Origin of the sequence: Psychrobacter sp. APC 3279 (genome assembly GCF_030407795.1) — a bacterium.
Taxonomy (GTDB): Bacteria; Pseudomonadota; Gammaproteobacteria; order Pseudomonadales; family Moraxellaceae; genus Psychrobacter.
Window position 1 is genome coordinate 149,820 of sequence record NZ_JASDCR010000001.1, and the last position, 14,942, is coordinate 164,761.

The 14,942-nt window shown below is 44.7% G+C and carries 11 protein-coding genes and 2 riboswitches; of the genes, 7 read left to right on the forward strand and 4 right to left on the reverse strand.

What is annotated here, in order from left to right; genetic code table 11:
• Nucleotides 1-116: 116 nt before the first annotated feature.
• Nucleotides 117-256, forward strand: a riboswitch (glycine riboswitch).
• Between the two features lie 66 nt (nt 257-322).
• A riboswitch (glycine riboswitch) is annotated at nt 323-471 on the forward strand.
• A 168-nt stretch (nt 472-639) separates the two neighbouring features.
• The 5 genes from gcvT (at nt 640) to QL898_RS00470 (ending at nt 7,357) form a co-directional block, all read left to right on the forward strand.
• Nucleotides 640-1,821 carry a glycine cleavage system aminomethyltransferase GcvT gene (gene gcvT, locus QL898_RS00450; RefSeq protein ID WP_290175441.1) on the forward strand — a complete coding sequence of 394 codons (1,182 nt, stop codon included), beginning with the start codon at nt 640-642 and terminating at the stop codon, nt 1,819-1,821.
• 117 nt (nt 1,822-1,938) lie between these two features.
• Nucleotides 1,939-2,319, forward strand: coding sequence for a glycine cleavage system protein GcvH (gene gcvH, locus QL898_RS00455; protein ID WP_057760766.1), 381 nt, complete (start codon nt 1,939-1,941; stop codon nt 2,317-2,319).
• A 420-nt stretch (nt 2,320-2,739) separates the two neighbouring features.
• Nucleotides 2,740-3,498, forward strand: a complete 759-nt coding sequence (locus QL898_RS00460; protein WP_290175442.1) for a nitroreductase family protein — start codon at nt 2,740-2,742, stop codon at nt 3,496-3,498.
• Nucleotides 3,499-3,562: 64 nt separating this feature from the next.
• Entirely contained in the window at nt 3,563-6,460 is a 2,898-nt protein-coding gene (gene gcvP / locus QL898_RS00465) for an aminomethyl-transferring glycine dehydrogenase (RefSeq protein ID WP_290175443.1), read from the forward strand.
• Nucleotides 6,461-6,667: 207 nt separating this feature from the next.
• Nucleotides 6,668-7,357 carry an alpha/beta fold hydrolase gene (locus QL898_RS00470; RefSeq protein WP_290175444.1) on the forward strand — a complete coding sequence of 230 codons (690 nt, stop codon included), beginning with the start codon at nt 6,668-6,670 and terminating at the stop codon, nt 7,355-7,357.
• A 95-nt stretch (nt 7,358-7,452) separates the two neighbouring features.
• On the opposite strand, the gene QL898_RS00475 is transcribed toward QL898_RS00470, so the two are convergent.
• The 4 genes from QL898_RS00475 to QL898_RS00490 all read right to left on the reverse strand — a co-directional run bounded on the left by QL898_RS00475 (nt 7,453) and on the right by QL898_RS00490 (nt 11,339).
• Nucleotides 7,453-8,793: an HRDC domain-containing protein gene (locus tag QL898_RS00475; RefSeq protein ID WP_290175445.1), complete on the reverse strand. Its 1,341-nt coding sequence runs from the start codon at nt 8,791-8,793 to the stop codon at nt 7,453-7,455.
• A 135-nt stretch (nt 8,794-8,928) separates the two neighbouring features.
• Nucleotides 8,929-9,522, reverse strand: a complete 594-nt coding sequence (gene recR / locus QL898_RS00480) for a recombination mediator RecR (RefSeq protein ID WP_057760773.1) — start codon at nt 9,520-9,522, stop codon at nt 8,929-8,931.
• A 117-nt stretch (nt 9,523-9,639) separates the two neighbouring features.
• A complete protein-coding gene (locus tag QL898_RS00485) occupies nt 9,640-9,969 on the reverse strand; it encodes a YbaB/EbfC family nucleoid-associated protein (protein ID WP_045445429.1) in 330 nt (109 codons plus the stop codon).
• 80 nt (nt 9,970-10,049) lie between these two features.
• Nucleotides 10,050-11,339, reverse strand: a complete 1,290-nt coding sequence (locus QL898_RS00490; protein WP_290175446.1) for an O-succinylhomoserine sulfhydrylase — start codon at nt 11,337-11,339, stop codon at nt 10,050-10,052.
• A 427-nt stretch (nt 11,340-11,766) separates the two neighbouring features.
• On the opposite strand from QL898_RS00490, the gene QL898_RS00495 reads away from it, so the two are divergent.
• Both QL898_RS00495 and QL898_RS00500 read left to right on the forward strand, forming a co-directional pair.
• A complete protein-coding gene (locus tag QL898_RS00495; RefSeq protein WP_290175447.1) occupies nt 11,767-13,410 on the forward strand; it encodes a phospholipase D family protein in 1,644 nt (547 codons plus the stop codon).
• A 224-nt stretch (nt 13,411-13,634) separates the two neighbouring features.
• A complete protein-coding gene (locus QL898_RS00500) occupies nt 13,635-14,939 on the forward strand; it encodes an MFS transporter (protein WP_160021341.1) in 1,305 nt (434 codons plus the stop codon).
• Nucleotides 14,940-14,942: the final 3 nt, after the last annotated feature.

The following is a 14,942-nucleotide window of genomic DNA, read 5'->3' on the forward strand; positions in this document are numbered from 1 at the left end:
CGTTGTAAAACACAACCTATTTGACAGACTGCCCTATCAAAACATGATTTTTGCCAAATTTATTTATTTTAATGGCTTTGATGACTTGTAAAAGCGCCTTGAACCTTTCATAATAAAAGCGTTTTTCAGGAGAGAGTTTATCAGCATCGTTTTTGTATTGAACCCCATTGGTTATACAACTATCGCAATTGCTAGATAACCACCGAAGGCGCATCCACCCTGCCAATCGCTCAGGTAAAAGGACTGAAAAACGCATGTCACTGTTGTTTGATAGTGTGTAGTAGTATGACGCTCATAGCGCACTACTTTATCAAACATCAGGCATAACAAATCTGGAGAGTGGTAAGCACGGACGACGTCTTACCCACCGAAGGGGAGAAAATACGCTATCATCGATGATAGGGCTCATATAACTGCCCAAAAATGATGGTTCGTGTTGAAAATCTCAGGTCACAGGACAGATAGGGCTTTAGCTCAAACTGACGTATAGCGTCTGTTTGGCTTATGTCTTCATCTTTGCTTTCTGTGTCACCCTTTGATGTGATATTTGCGCCTTGCAATATTGCTTCTCGCTACTTTTACGTTGCGCATCACTCCCTACTCTGCCGAGTACGACTGATGTACACATAAGGATTTGTTATGACTGATACCCATTCTCAAGACTCTAGCAGCAACCAAGCTCCTCAGCGCACCCCTTTTTACCAGTCTCATATTGATAGTGAGGGCAAACTGGTCGATTTTTCTGGTTGGGAATTGCCCATTCATTACGGTTCACAAATCGAAGAGCACGAAGCAGTACGTACAGATGCAGGTATGTTTGATGTCTCACATATGGTTGTGACTGATATCAAAGGCGCTGATACCAAAGCATGGCTACAAAAACTGCTCGCAAACGATGTCAACAAACTCACTACCGCTGGTAAAGCGCTGTACTCTGGTATGCTCAATGAGCAAGGCGGCGTCATCGATGATTTGATCGTCTACCTGATGAATGCAGAAGAAACTGAGTACCGTATCGTCTCTAATGCGGCCACTCGTGACAAGGATTTAGCACAGTTTAATAAAGTCGCTGAAGGTTTTGACATTATTATTACCGAGCGTCCTGAGCTTGCGATGCTTGCCGTTCAAGGTCCAAATGCTATTGCAAAACTGGCTCAAGCCAAACCAAACTGGGCAGATACCTTAGTAGGGCTAAAACCTTTCGTTGGTGCTGACTTGACCAATATCGAAGGCACCGATTGGTTCGTGGCTCGTACTGGCTATACTGGTGAAGATGGCGTCGAAGTCATTATGCATGGCGATGATGCCCCGGCTTTCTTTGAGCAGCTAAAAGCGAATGGCATCCAACCTGCTGGTCTTGGCGCACGTGATACCTTGCGTATGGAAGCTGGTATGAACCTTTATGGCCATGACATGGACGAAACCATCAGTCCTTATGAGTGCAACATGGGCTGGACGCTAGCGCTCAAAGACGACCGTGCCTTTATCGGCCGTGAAGCATTGGTCAGCAAACGTAAGCAGTCAAAAGAAGACAACACCGCTATGAAGCAAGTGGGTCTGCTATTGACCACGCGTGGCGTATTGCGTGAAGGCATGACAGTGACTATCAATCAAGGCACTGGCAATGAGCAAACTGGCATTATCACCAGTGGTACATTCTCCCCTAGCCTAAAAAATTCAATCGCGATTGCCCGTGTGCCTGCCAGCTTATCAGAAGACGACAGCGTACAAGTCGATCTACGCGGCAAAGGTAAGTTCGTCGATGTACGCGTACTAAAGCTACCTTTTGTCCGCAACGGCAAGCAACAGTTTGACTCTTAGGTCTTATAAATTCTATCATTAGAGCGCGTTGTCATTTTACACACGATTATAAAAATGACGACACGCCTAGCCTCCATTATTTTTGTTAATTAACCTCTATCACTTAGGAGAGAGATCATGAGCAACATCCCAGCAGAGCTAAAATATATTGCGAGTCACGAGTGGCTACGCCTAGAAGACGACGGTACGATCACTGTTGGTATCACTGACCATGCTCAAGATCTATTGGGTGATGTGGTATTCGTTGAGCTACCAGATGTGGGCGATATCATCGCTGTCGATGACGAAATCTCAGTTGTTGAATCAGTAAAAGCGGCTTCTGACGTTTATGCACCTATTTCAGGTGAAGTGATCGCTATTAACGAAGCACTAGAAGATGATCCTGAAATCATCAACTCTGACCCATACGGCGAAGGTTGGTTCTTCAGAATGAAGCCTGACAACATTGCTGACTACGAAGCACTAATGACTGCTGACGAGTACGAAAGCGACTTATAAGCTAAGCACGTAAGCTAAGCATGCTCTCGCAAGACATTAGCACTTGTAAGACATTAGCACTTGTAAGACATTAGCACTTGTAAGACATTAGCACTTGTAAGACATTAGCACTTGTAAGACTTTAGCTTATACAAAGCACTAGCCCCGACTAAACATCATAGATACTGGCAGCAGCTGGTATCTATACTCTCTATTTAAACGATTTAAATATCTTTCTCATGAAAAGTATTGGCTCATTGACCATGCTTGTTATTTGAAAGAAGCTTTATATGTAGATCTCCAACAATCATTATCGTCCGATGTTACTGCTCTCAAGCGTTATCTCATTGACTCGTATTGATCACCTATTCGAATCCCAATGAATACGTGCTATCAATAACGACGCAAACTGATAACCCAATTCTCAGCATGGATCCTAATATGAATGCCAACACCGATAATAAAGACCCCATTTCCACACCAAATCATACGCCGCAGCTACAAGCCTTCCGCGATATTGTAGAGTCACGCCGTTCAGTACGCCGCTTCACTGACACGCCCATACCTGATGATGTATTGGCAGACTGTCTACGCTTGGCGATGCTAGCGCCGAACTCTAGCAATTTGCAGCCGTGGGAGTTTTATGTTATCGATGATGCTGACAATAAAAAACGTGCCATCAAAAACTGCATGAATCAAAACGCAGCAAAAACATCAGCACGTTTGATTGCAATCGTTGCCCGTACTGACATTTGGCACGACCACGCTCAGCAAGTATTGCGCGAATACCCTGACCAGCCAGTGCCAAAGAAAGTGAAAGACTACTATAACAAAGTCGTCACAATGGACTTTTTGCGCGGTCCAGCCAACGTAGTCTCAGCAGCCAAATGGAGTGCGACGCAAGTAGTTAGGCGCGTAAAAGGGCCAATCAAGTCGCCTTATTATACGTTTGAAGATACCAAAAACTGGGCAACCAATAACACCTCGCTTGCTGCCGAAAACCTCATGCTAGCATTACGTGCTCATGGGTTTGATAGTTGTGCTATGGGCGGCTTTGATGAGCCTGCGATGAAACGCTTACTAGGCTTGGGCGATGATCAACATATCATTATGATGATTGGTGCTGGCGAACGCGCTGACAATGGTGTTTACAACACTCAGTTCCGCTTTGATCAGACTCAGTTTGTGCATTACGTATAACGTACCGCTCACATTATTCCCTTAATTGCTATTTTGTTTATTACTCCCTTAACCAAGGATTGTCATGACTATCTCTCAAAACCCATCGTTTGATACCTTCCAAGGATTGTTCAACGAAGCTGAATTTGTCTATCGCCACTTAGGCTCAAATGAGACCAAGCAAGCTGACCTACTCAGCGCTGTTGGTTACAAAGATATGCAAAGCTTTATCAATGACACAGTGCCTGAACCAGTGCGCTTGCACAAAGAGTTGGATTTGCCAGTAGCGATGAGTGAGCATGCTGCACTTGCCAAACTGCGCACAATGGCAGACGACATCACTGTTAACAAAAGCTATATCGGCCAAGGCTACTCGCCTGTGCGTATGCCTGCTGTTATTCAGCGTAATGTCCTTGAAAATCCAGGTTGGTATACTGCTTATACGCCTTACCAAGCGGAAATCGCTCAAGGTCGTTTAGAAGCATTGCTGAACTTCCAACAAGTATGTATCGATTTGACTGGTCTTGAGCTGGCTGGTGCATCATTGCTTGATGAAGCAACAGCAGCGGCAGAAGCGATGGCGATGTCAAAGCGTGTGAGCAAAAGCAAATCAACACAGTATTTCGTTGATGAGCGCGTCTATCCACAAACACTAGATGTCATCAATACTCGTGCTAAATACTTTGGTTGGGAAGTCATCGTTGGTGATTTTGAAACCGCTAAATCTGGCGATTATTTCGGTGCGCTATTCCAGTATGTCGGTGCTGAAGGCGACGTTAAAGACTTAACAGACGTCATCAGTGCAGTAAAAGAAAACAAAACCTATGTGAGTGTCGTCAGTGACATCATGAGCTTAGTGCTATTAAAATCACCAGCTGACATGGGTGCCGACGTAGCGCTAGGTAGTACCCAGCGTTTTGGTATTCCAATGGGCTTCGGTGGTCCACATGCCGCTTATTTTGCGTTCTCTGATAAGGCCAAGCGTTCAGCGCCTGGTCGTATCATTGGTGTCTCAAAAGACGCACAAGGCAATACAGCACTACGTATGGCTCTACAAACGCGTGAGCAGCATATCCGCCGTGAAAAAGCCAACTCAAACATCTGTACGTCGCAAGTATTGCTAGCTAACCTCGCTGGTATGTATGCGGTATATCATGGTCCAGGCGGCGTGAAGCGTATTGCCACTCGTATTCATGCGTTCGCCACTGCGTTTGCTGATGCTATCACAGAATCTAACGACAGCAGCTTGAGCGTGGTACATGATCAATTCTTCGATACAGTTGTAGTTGATTGTGGTTCAGAGAAGTTGGCTACTCAAATCTTTAAAAATGCAGACAACGTCGGCTACAATTTATGGCGTCTAAGCGACACCAAATTGAGCGTTGCCTTTAGTGAAACCAGCGATCAGCAAGATTTTAACACCTTGACTCAGCTATTCGTCAACAAGTCACACGATCTACCTGAAACAGCTCGCGTCTCACTTGATAGCGCACACCTGCGTACGGATGACATCTTGACTCATCCAGTATTCAACTCGCATCATACCGAGCATGAAATGCTACGCTATCTAAAGTCGCTTGAAGACAAAGATCTAGCGATGAACCGCAGCATGATTTCACTGGGTAGCTGTACCATGAAGCTAAACGCCACCAGTGAGATGCTACCGATTACTTGGCCTGAGTTTGCCAATGTGCATCCTTTTGCACCGCGTGATCAAGTTACTGGCTATATCGCGATGATCGATAGCTTGCAAGATCAATTAAAAGCCATTACTGGTTTTGATGATGTCTCTATGCAGCCAAACTCTGGCGCTTCTGGTGAATATGCTGGTCTGTTAGCCATTCGCCGTTATCATGAGTCATTGGGCGAAACCAATCGCGATGTTTGCTTAATTCCTATGTCGGCGCACGGTACCAACCCTGCTACCGCTATGATGATGGGTATGCAAGTTGTCGTGGTCAAAACTGATGAAAACGGCAACGTTGATATCGATGATCTAACGGCTAAATGTGAAGAATATAGCGATCGTCTAGGTGCGCTAATGATCACTTATCCATCGACGCATGGTGTGTTCGAAGAAGGCATCCGTCATATCTGTGATTTGACTCATAAGCATGGTGGGCAGGTCTATATGGACGGCGCAAACATGAATGCTCAGGTAGGCATGATGCAACCTGCAGACGTTGGTGCTGACGTGCTACACATGAACTTGCACAAAACCTTCTGTATCCCGCATGGTGGCGGCGGTCCAGGCATGGGTCCTATCGGTATGAAAGCGCATTTGGCACCATTTATGGCCAACCATACCTTGAGCCCTGTGCATAATGCGCAAAAAGACTGCTCAGCAGTATCGGCAGCCCCTTATGGTTCAGCGAGCATCTTGCCTATCTCATGGATGTACATTGCCATGATGGGTCGTGACGGTCTGCTAAAAGCGACAGAACTGGCATTGCTAAACGCTAACTACGTGGCAGCCGAGCTAAAAGGTCACTACCCTGTCTTGTATGCAGGCAAAAACGGCCGCGTAGCTCACGAATGTATCATCGATATTCGTCCGTTAAAAGAAGAGACTGGCATCACGGAAAGCGATATCGCTAAGCGCTTGATGGATTATGGTTTCCATTCGCCAACGATGAGCTTCCCAGTCGCTGGCACACTTATGATTGAGCCAACTGAGTCTGAGTCAAAAGAAGAACTAGATCGCTTTATCAGTGCGCTGAAGTCTATCAAAGCTGAAGCCATGAAAGCCAAAGCTGGTGAAGATAACTGGACGCTAGAAGACAACCCATTAGTCAATGCACCGCATACGGCTGCTATGATTACTAGTGAAGAGTGGACGCATCCATACAGCCGTGAGACTGCTGCATTCCCACTGCCGTACATTCGTGCAAACAAGTTCTGGCCAAGTGTCGCGCGTGTCGATGATGCTTATGGTGATAAGAACCTAATGTGCTCTTGCCCAAGTATCGAAAACTATATGTAATTATCATTTTCGATAGTTATTCTCTGTAGTAAAAAACCTCCAAGTCAGCAGCTGACTTGGAGGTTTTTATTTTGCTGACTTTTTATCTATTATATTAGCAGGTAATATTATCAATAAAATAAACGATAAGAACTCAATGTAATAAAAGCTTATATTGATAATAAGCTATTTATCTTAAATTTCTGAAGCATTGACTTGGATACTGCTATGCGACATAAAGCGCCTAAACAAAAAACTCGCGTCATTCTAATTCATGGGCTACACCAAACCCCATGGATCATGCGGCCATTAGCCAAGCGCCTGCAAACAGCAGGATTTGATACCCATCAGTATGGCTACCGTAGTATGCGTGATGGTATCAAAACCAATAGCGCCCGCCTAAATAGCTGGCTAGAAACAAACCATCACCCAGATCATCCAATAGATTTGGTTGGGCATAGTTTGGGTGGTTTAATCATTCGTGATTTTGTCGCTCAGTACCCAAAATGGCAAATTGGACGTTGCGTGACGCTAGGAACACCGCATATAGGCAGTGTTTGTGCAGATTATATCTGGCGACTGACTCCTGCTGTCGTAGGTCGCTCCTATGTCGACGCACTCGACGGTACAGTCGCACAATTGCCCAAACACGTGACGTTAGGCGTCATCGCTGGCAACCGACCTTATGGTCTAGGTCAGCTATTTTTGCAATATCACAATCGCAAACTGCGCAAATCTGACAAGCCACTTCTTAACGAGCAGCTTGCACATGACGGGACAGTATATATAGAAGAGACGAAGATAGAGGCTGCAGCTGATCATATCGTCATGCCAGTCTCGCACACCGGCATGCTAGTGAACCCAGAGGTCGCCGAGCAGACTCGATACTTTTTAGAGCATGGACGATTTAAACGCTAAGAGCTGTATAAATAAGAGCTGTATGAATACTTGAGGGTCAGTTTTCAGTCTTGTCGAACGTCGGCTTATTAAACGCGGCCCTATCGAACGATTCCTTATTGAACACGAATACCCATGCCTTGCTGCAGTTCGGTTTTATGCTTTTTGATGACTGGAATTAAGGTTTTAACAACCCAGTCGTTACGCCAACCTTTTAGCCCTTGCGGCAGTTCGCTCACGTCTTTATCAAGAGCAACCACTTCATACAACTGCCCTAGCCATTTTTTACGCATCAATACGCTAGCAGGTATACCAATCTCACGCGCATGCTCATCAATCGCTTGCTGCACTGCTTTTGAGAGTACTTTATTTTTTGAGCGATATGGTGGCACTAGACAGTCTGGATGCTCTGTAGGGGGTAGACTCTTGGCATCTCTGATTACTTTCAGCAGCTCTTCGCCATATAGTCGCAGCATACTACGGTGCATGGTCGTTTTATGTGCCAGCTCGCGCATACTGTTTGGTTTTTCAGTGACAATCTCTCGTACTGCTTGTTTTTTTATCACAAAGGTACGCGGTTGATTGGTCGCGCGTGCCAGCTCTTCTCGCCATGTAGCAACCCCTTTGAGTATCGCCATTTGCTGTGAGTTATAGCGATAATCTGCCATCGTTAGATACATCGCTTCATCTTCGACGTGTTGCGTGTCATACAAATCACTGGCATAAAGCTGACAGTCAGCCCAGACATAATCATATAAACCTTGAGCCTTAAGCGCATGCTCGATACTGAGATACAGCGCTGGCAGATAACGCACATCATCGATGGCATACTGCTCTTGTTCATCTGTCAACGGACGCTGGAGCCAATCAGACTGGCTGTGTTCTTTATCGATATGCATATCTAGCTGATCAGCCAGTGCCTGCTGATACCCCATTTGCAATTGACCCGTTAGATAAGACAACGCTATTTGCGTATCAAATATATTGGTCAATGGCGAACAACCAGATAGCAGATAAAAAATACCCAAATCTTCGCCGCAGGCATGCCAGATAGCTACATCTACTTTGCGTAGCGCTTCCCACAGCTCAGCCAGTTGCAACTGGGGTGCATCCAGCAAATAAACATGATTGCCAGTATTTAATTGCACCAGTGCCAAGCGCGGATAATAAGTGTCGCGCTTGATAAACTCGGTATCTAAGGCCACGCGTCCGCAAGTCGCTAAGGCATCAATAACCTCATCTAAATCGCCTTGCTTACGTACCCATGTAATAGCAACGTCATCAGCAATATCCAACAGCGCATCAATATCTAGCACTTCAACATCTGGAGTATTAGACACTGACTCAGATGACGTTGCTGCTGACATTGGCTCAGTATTAGCGGCTTCTTGTAATGAGCCATTATTGATATCAGCAGCATTTGATTGAGCTGAGGCGTTTGAAACGTTATTGGACACGGGCAGATACCTGCATTAATAGGAGAAAATAAAACGCTAAACCGCGCCTTAATAAAATTAAAAGATAAACAATAATAAAGTAATTATAACAATTCCAAGAAATGAATTGGGTAAGACTTTAAAGCAATCAAAACATTATAAAAAAGAACGATTTTGCATGGCTTGACCGAGCGTCATACTATCCAGATACTCAAGCTCGCCGCCCATCGGGACACCTTGTGCTAAGCGCGTCACTTTATTGACATGACGACTGACAGCCTCACTGATAAAGTGCGCCGTAGTCTGCCCTTCGACAGTCGTACCCGTTGCCAGTATTAGCTCTTCGACAGGTTCTTGCTTCACTCGCCATACGAGCTGATCAATATTTAAGTCGTCGGCGCTGACACCATCAATTGGCGATAGATGCCCGCCCAACACAAAATAACGTCCACGATAACCAGCTGTCTGTTCAATCGCCATCACATCTGCTGCTGTCTCGACCACGCATAGCAGACTGTCATCACGTCTAACGTCTTGGCATAGCGGACATACAGCCTCATCACTAAAGCTATGGCAACGCTGACATTCAACAATATCACGCATCGCTTCATCTAGTGCTTGGGCGAGTGCCATGCCTTGTGGGCGCTTTTTACTGAGCAGATGTAACGCCATTCGTTGGGCACTTTTTTGACCGACGCCTGGCAATATACGCAGCTGTTTGACCAGCTGATCAAATTTGGCTGTAAGCAAAGTAGCTTCCTTTAGTTGACTTTATCTAACTGAATTTATAAATCGTAGCTATAAAAATGGGGTCGTATCGTGTCGATAACAACCCCATTTTTGTCTTCAGTATGAAGTATTTAATGCTTAAAACATGCCTTGCATACCTGGTGGCAGACCCATACCTGAAGTCGCGCCAGCCATGGTTTCTTCGTAGAGTGCATCTGCTTGACGAACCGCATCATTGATAGCAGCAGCGATAAGATCTTCAATCATATCTGGCTCATCTTCTAGCAGACTTGGATCAATAGTCAAACGCTTAACTACATGACGACCAGTCATCGTTACTTTAACTAGGCCACTGCCCGCTTCCGCTTGTACTTCTTTGTTAGCAAGTTCTTTTTTAGCATTTTCAACGTTTGCTTCTACTTTCTTTTGCATCGTTTGTGCTTGTTGCATCAATGCTTGAATGTTCATAGTTGCCTCTTTGTCTTATAATAATAAATGGGATAATTTAAAGTTTAAAATAAAATACTGACGGCATTATACCGCTATCTTTACAAACTGTCTAAACCACGCGCCAAATCTTTGATAATATCTTCGACATCTTCCAAACCGACTGATAGACGAATCAGACCGTCTTTCACGCCAGCTTCGGCACGAGCCTCAGGGGTGAGACGGAAATGCGTGGTCGTCGCAGGATGCGTAATCGTGGTTTTAGCATCGCCCAAATTATTGGTGATGGAGACCATTTGAGTCGAGTCAATCACATGCCAAGCCGCTTCTTTTGTATCGCGGCTGTCAGATGCTTTGACTTCAAAACCCATGATAGCACCGTAACCGTTTTTCATATGATGCTGATGGGTGGCAAGCTCGTGTGCAGGATGGTCACTTAGGCCAGAGAAATGCACCGTACTAATGTTAGGGTGATTGACCAAAAATTCTGCGACTTGATTGGCATTGTTACAATGCGCTTGCATTCGGAGTTTTAGCGTTTCAAGCCCCTTAGTAAATACCCAAGCATTGAACGGACTCATGCTGATACCGCCTGAGCGCACTACGGTAAACGCTTCTTGCATGAGTTTGTCACTACCAACCAACGCCCCGCCAAGTACTCGGCCCTGACCATCCAAATATTTGGTCGCAGAGTGAATAACGACATCGGCACCCAAATCTAGAGGGCGCTGCAATGCTGGCGTCGCAAAGCAGTTATCAACAACCAATAATATGTCATTGGCTTTGCACAGCTCGCTCAAATAACCGATATCGCAAATCTGCGCCAGTGGATTACTTGGGCTTTCACAATAGATCACTTTGGTGTTTGGTTGAACGGCATTGGCCCATGCATCATTGTCAAAGCAATCAACATAGCTAACTTCAACACCAAACTTGGCCATATAGTTGTTAAACAGACCGATAGACGAGCCAAATAACTGATTGGCAGCGAGCAGATGGTCGCCCGCTTTTAGATATGCCAAGCACATGGTCAGGATTGCACCCATACCAGAGGCCGTTGCAACCGCACGCTCACCGTTTTCTAGCGCGGCGAGACGACGCTCAAAAGTACGGACGCTTGGGTTGGTATGACGAGAGTAAACGTTTCCTGTCTTTGTACCGTCAAAATGTGCCGCAGCATCAGCTGCTGATTGATAAACATAAGAGCTGGTCGTAAAAATCGGCTCTGAATGCTCGCCCTCATCGGTACGATGCTGACCTGCGCGCACGGCGATGGTTTGCATACCATAATCAAGCCCTAAATCTAAGGCATCGTTACGCCAGTTTGGATCTAATCCATCGTTTAAATGCGTTTGTTTGTGACTCTCATCTTTTGTTTGCGACTGACTCATAGACGTTCCGTTGCTGTGTTTTGGTTGATATAAAAGGACTGCTTATTTTTTTGATTATCGAGTGGATACACCAGTACCATCATAACATGCTGACTTATTTCAAACATCTGCTTTCAGATACCTCTCCATATTATTTGTGCCTACTGCAGACTCAAACGATTCAGGATAAGGAGTATCAGACAGGTTGAACTGCCTTAAAAACAGACCACATCCATCGTCAAACCTAACAAAAATAACGTATTTATAATAGGCAGATATGCTAACAGCTGCTAAGCTTAGCGACGATTTGAATTTTGGCGTTGGTGATATTTTTATAGACCGTCCAATCGATGCTATCATCCTTAAAAATAGATGAACAATTTCAGCAAATTACTTATCCATGCATTTTATTTATCAGTATATTTAGGCTCATCAAGGTAAATTCGTTATGTCGATGTTCAGTATAGAACCAAGCAGCTTATCGTTGAGTCTGACACTTGGGCTGACTTTAGGTCTGAGCGCTTGCCAGAGCCTACCCAAACAGCCTCACCTGCCTGAGAGTCAAGCATTATCAGCGCGAGTCAATGCTTTATACCAACAAGAAGACAGCCCAAAGATTGAGCAAAATACAGCGACTACAACCAACAATACTGATCTAGTGGCCGCTGTTAGTGTGCAGAATGAAATTCATCCTGATTTGTCAGGCTATCATCCGATCGTCACTGGGGCAAATGCGTTTGCCGCCCGTAGTATGTTAACAGGTATGGCCACGCGCAATATCGATGCGCAGTATTATATTTGGCATAACGATCAGGCTGGTCAGCTTCTACTAAAAGACTTATGGGATGCGGCTGAGCGCGGCGTAATCGTGCGCTTATTGTTAGATGATTTTAATAATAGTGCCAAGTTCGACCAGCATTTATTACGCTTTGCCAGTCATCCCAATATCGCGGTACGTATTATCAATCCTTTGATGCATCGTAAGTTTCCAACATTGAACTATGTGACTGGTTTGCCGCGTATCAATCGCCGCATGCACAATAAAAGCATGACCTTTGATAAGCAAATTACTATCATCGGCGGGCGTAATATTGGCAACGAATACCTTAGCAATGACCAAAGCAGCCAATTTGCAGATTTGGATGTCTTACTTATCGGTAAAGTCGTTGCAGATATTGATAACAGCTTTTATGACTATTGGTCATCGCCTTTATCATTTGATATCGAGACCTTAGCGAAATTTGATGATGACGTTACACCTGATTTTTTAAAGGCCTTAGATAAGCTCGGCCTGGATGAAGAAAACAACGAAGGCAGCAGCTTGACGGTTTATAAGGCTGCGATCAAAGACTCTACGATTGATAGTGACTTGATTAATAAGCGTGTGCCTTTTCGTTGGACCGACATGCAGTTCTTAAGTGATGATGTGGGCAAACTAAGCAAAACAGTTCCTGCCGATACCAACTTGGTTCATCAGTTGCGTAACTTGCTCGGTAGCCCAACCAAGAAGTTGACGATTATTTCTTCTTATTTTGTACCGACCAAAGATGGGGTCGATACTTTGGTGAAGCTCGCCGAATCTGGCGTTGATATCAAAATATTAACCAACTCATTTGATGCGACCGATGTAACTGCCGTGCATTCTGGTTATAGCCAGTGGCGACCTCGCCTGCTTCGTTCAGGCGTCAAAATATATGAGCTTAAATCAACCGCTGCTGAAGAAAAACGTGATAACAAACTGTGGCGAGCACGTAGTCAATCATCGACCAGTTTGCACGCAAAAACATTCGCAGTAGATGATTATCAAGTCTTTATCGGTTCATACAACGTTGACCCACGCTCTGCCAATATCAATACCGAAATGGGTGTAATCATTAATGATGATGAACTAGCAAGGCAGCTGCATGGGGCGCTGAGTGATGATTTACTAAACCAAGCTTATGAAGTTAAGCTGCTAGACAACGGTAGCTTGGAGTGGCACACCATGGAAGATGGCAAAGAGGTCGTTTACGAATCAGAGCCACGAGTTGATATGGGTGATCATATTTGGCTTACTATCATGTCTTGGCTACCCATCGATTGGCTGCTGTAATATGTAAATTCTTTTCTAAATAGTCCCTAAAATTACAGGATGTGCAGTTTCGCTTCTGGTAAAAGCCAGATCCTGTAATCAAAGTTCTTATTACAACACACACAAAATTACTGTTTCGGCAAATCATTGTTTATATACTTTGATTTGCCGGTTTTTATCATGGCCGATTATCTAAACGATGATCGTCTTAATGGCCACTTTACCCTGTGGAAGCGTGATCTATTATGCCGTCTCGTTCTCAATACGCCTTGATGTCTACAAAAGACAAAAATACCGTTATGTTCGTAAGCTTCATCAGTGCGATCGTCTTTTTTGACTTTTTGATTTACTTATACATTGCAGATATCGTGACCGCTGCGTTTTTTCCTGTTGATACTGACCCCAATGTCGCCAAACTACAAGGACTGGGGCTTTTTGTCATTGGTTACTTAGCTCGTCCGCTTGGGGGTATTCTGTTCGGGCGTTATGGTGATCTCAAAGGTCGAAAACCGACCCTTTTTCTGAGCATAATCGTCACGGCAGGTAGCTTGCTTGCGATGGCCTGTCTGCCTACTTATGCGCAGTGGGGCGCGCTTGCACCTGCGTTATTCATACTGCTGAGAATCATACAAGGTATGGCATTTGGTCTTTACGTACCGTTATCTTGGGTGTTTGTGGCGGAGCATGTGCCTAGGCAGTATTTGTCAGTGGCTTGTAGCTACATTACCGCTAGCTTTTTGGTAGGGGTACTCTTCTCTAATGCGTTTTTTCTGTGGCTGACTGGTTTTATGACCACCGTACAGTTGACTGACTATGGCTGGCGTTTGCCGTTTTTTGTTGGTGCCTTACTAACCTGTCTACCATTGTTGGTATGGCGACTGGTTAAAGAGACCCCATTTTTCTTGGCGTTAGATAAGCCAAAAACTGGTAAGAATTTGGGTAGACCATTTACGGTGTTATTCAAGCGCTGCAAGCATTCTATCTTTGTCAGTATGGTACTGACTCTAGTGATATCTAACATCACCTCCGTCATTGTCCTACTACTGCCAGATTTAATAGAAATCAACTTTACTTTAGACAGTGATTTGTTTAGCTTCTCTCACAGTTTGGGCATCGTATTTATGATTCTTGGCTGTGTCTTTTATGGCATGATCTCGACCCATGAGAACTTTGGTAAAATTTTGGTCATTGGTTCTGTTCTACTTATCGCTCAAACGTTGGCGTTCTTTTATCATTTGCAGGCGGGTGGCGATTATATATTGATTATGTATGCACTTTTGGGATTCTGTGCCGGTATCGTGGGCATGGTCCCTGCCATTTTAGTGCAGCTATTTCCGACCAATGTACGTCTCACAGGTATCGCTTTTTGTTATAATATTACCTACGGTATCGTTGGTGTACTGATCCCCTTTGGTCTTGGTTACGCCACGACGCTTATCAGCTTCTCACCAGCGCTATATATTGCCTTTGTGGGCTCTATCGGTATTATTATGGGGCTTTACTTCTATAATTTGCCCGAATTCAAAAAAATTGATCATGTTATTTTATAAATA

What these genes read in the sequence shown, in the direction of transcription:
- gcvT (WP_290175441.1), top strand. Translation starts at nt 640, where the DNA reads ATGACTGATACCCATTCTCAAGACTCTAGCAGCAACCAAGCTCCTCAG.
- gcvH (WP_057760766.1), top strand. Translation starts at nt 1,939, where the DNA reads ATGAGCAACATCCCAGCAGAGCTAAAATATATTGCGAGTCACGAGTGG.
- QL898_RS00460 (WP_290175442.1), top strand. Translation starts at nt 2,740, where the DNA reads ATGAATGCCAACACCGATAATAAAGACCCCATTTCCACACCAAATCAT.
- gcvP (WP_290175443.1), top strand. Translation starts at nt 3,563, where the DNA reads ATGACTATCTCTCAAAACCCATCGTTTGATACCTTCCAAGGATTGTTC.
- QL898_RS00470 (WP_290175444.1), top strand. Translation starts at nt 6,668, where the DNA reads ATGCGACATAAAGCGCCTAAACAAAAAACTCGCGTCATTCTAATTCAT.
- QL898_RS00485 (WP_045445429.1), bottom strand. Translation starts at nt 9,969, where the DNA reads ATGAACATTCAAGCATTGATGCAACAAGCACAAACGATGCAAAAGAAA.
- QL898_RS00490 (WP_290175446.1), bottom strand. Translation starts at nt 11,339, where the DNA reads ATGAGTCAGTCGCAAACAAAAGATGAGAGTCACAAACAAACGCATTTA.
- QL898_RS00495 (WP_290175447.1), top strand. Translation starts at nt 11,767, where the DNA reads ATGTCGATGTTCAGTATAGAACCAAGCAGCTTATCGTTGAGTCTGACA.
- QL898_RS00500 (WP_160021341.1), top strand. Translation starts at nt 13,635, where the DNA reads ATGCCGTCTCGTTCTCAATACGCCTTGATGTCTACAAAAGACAAAAAT.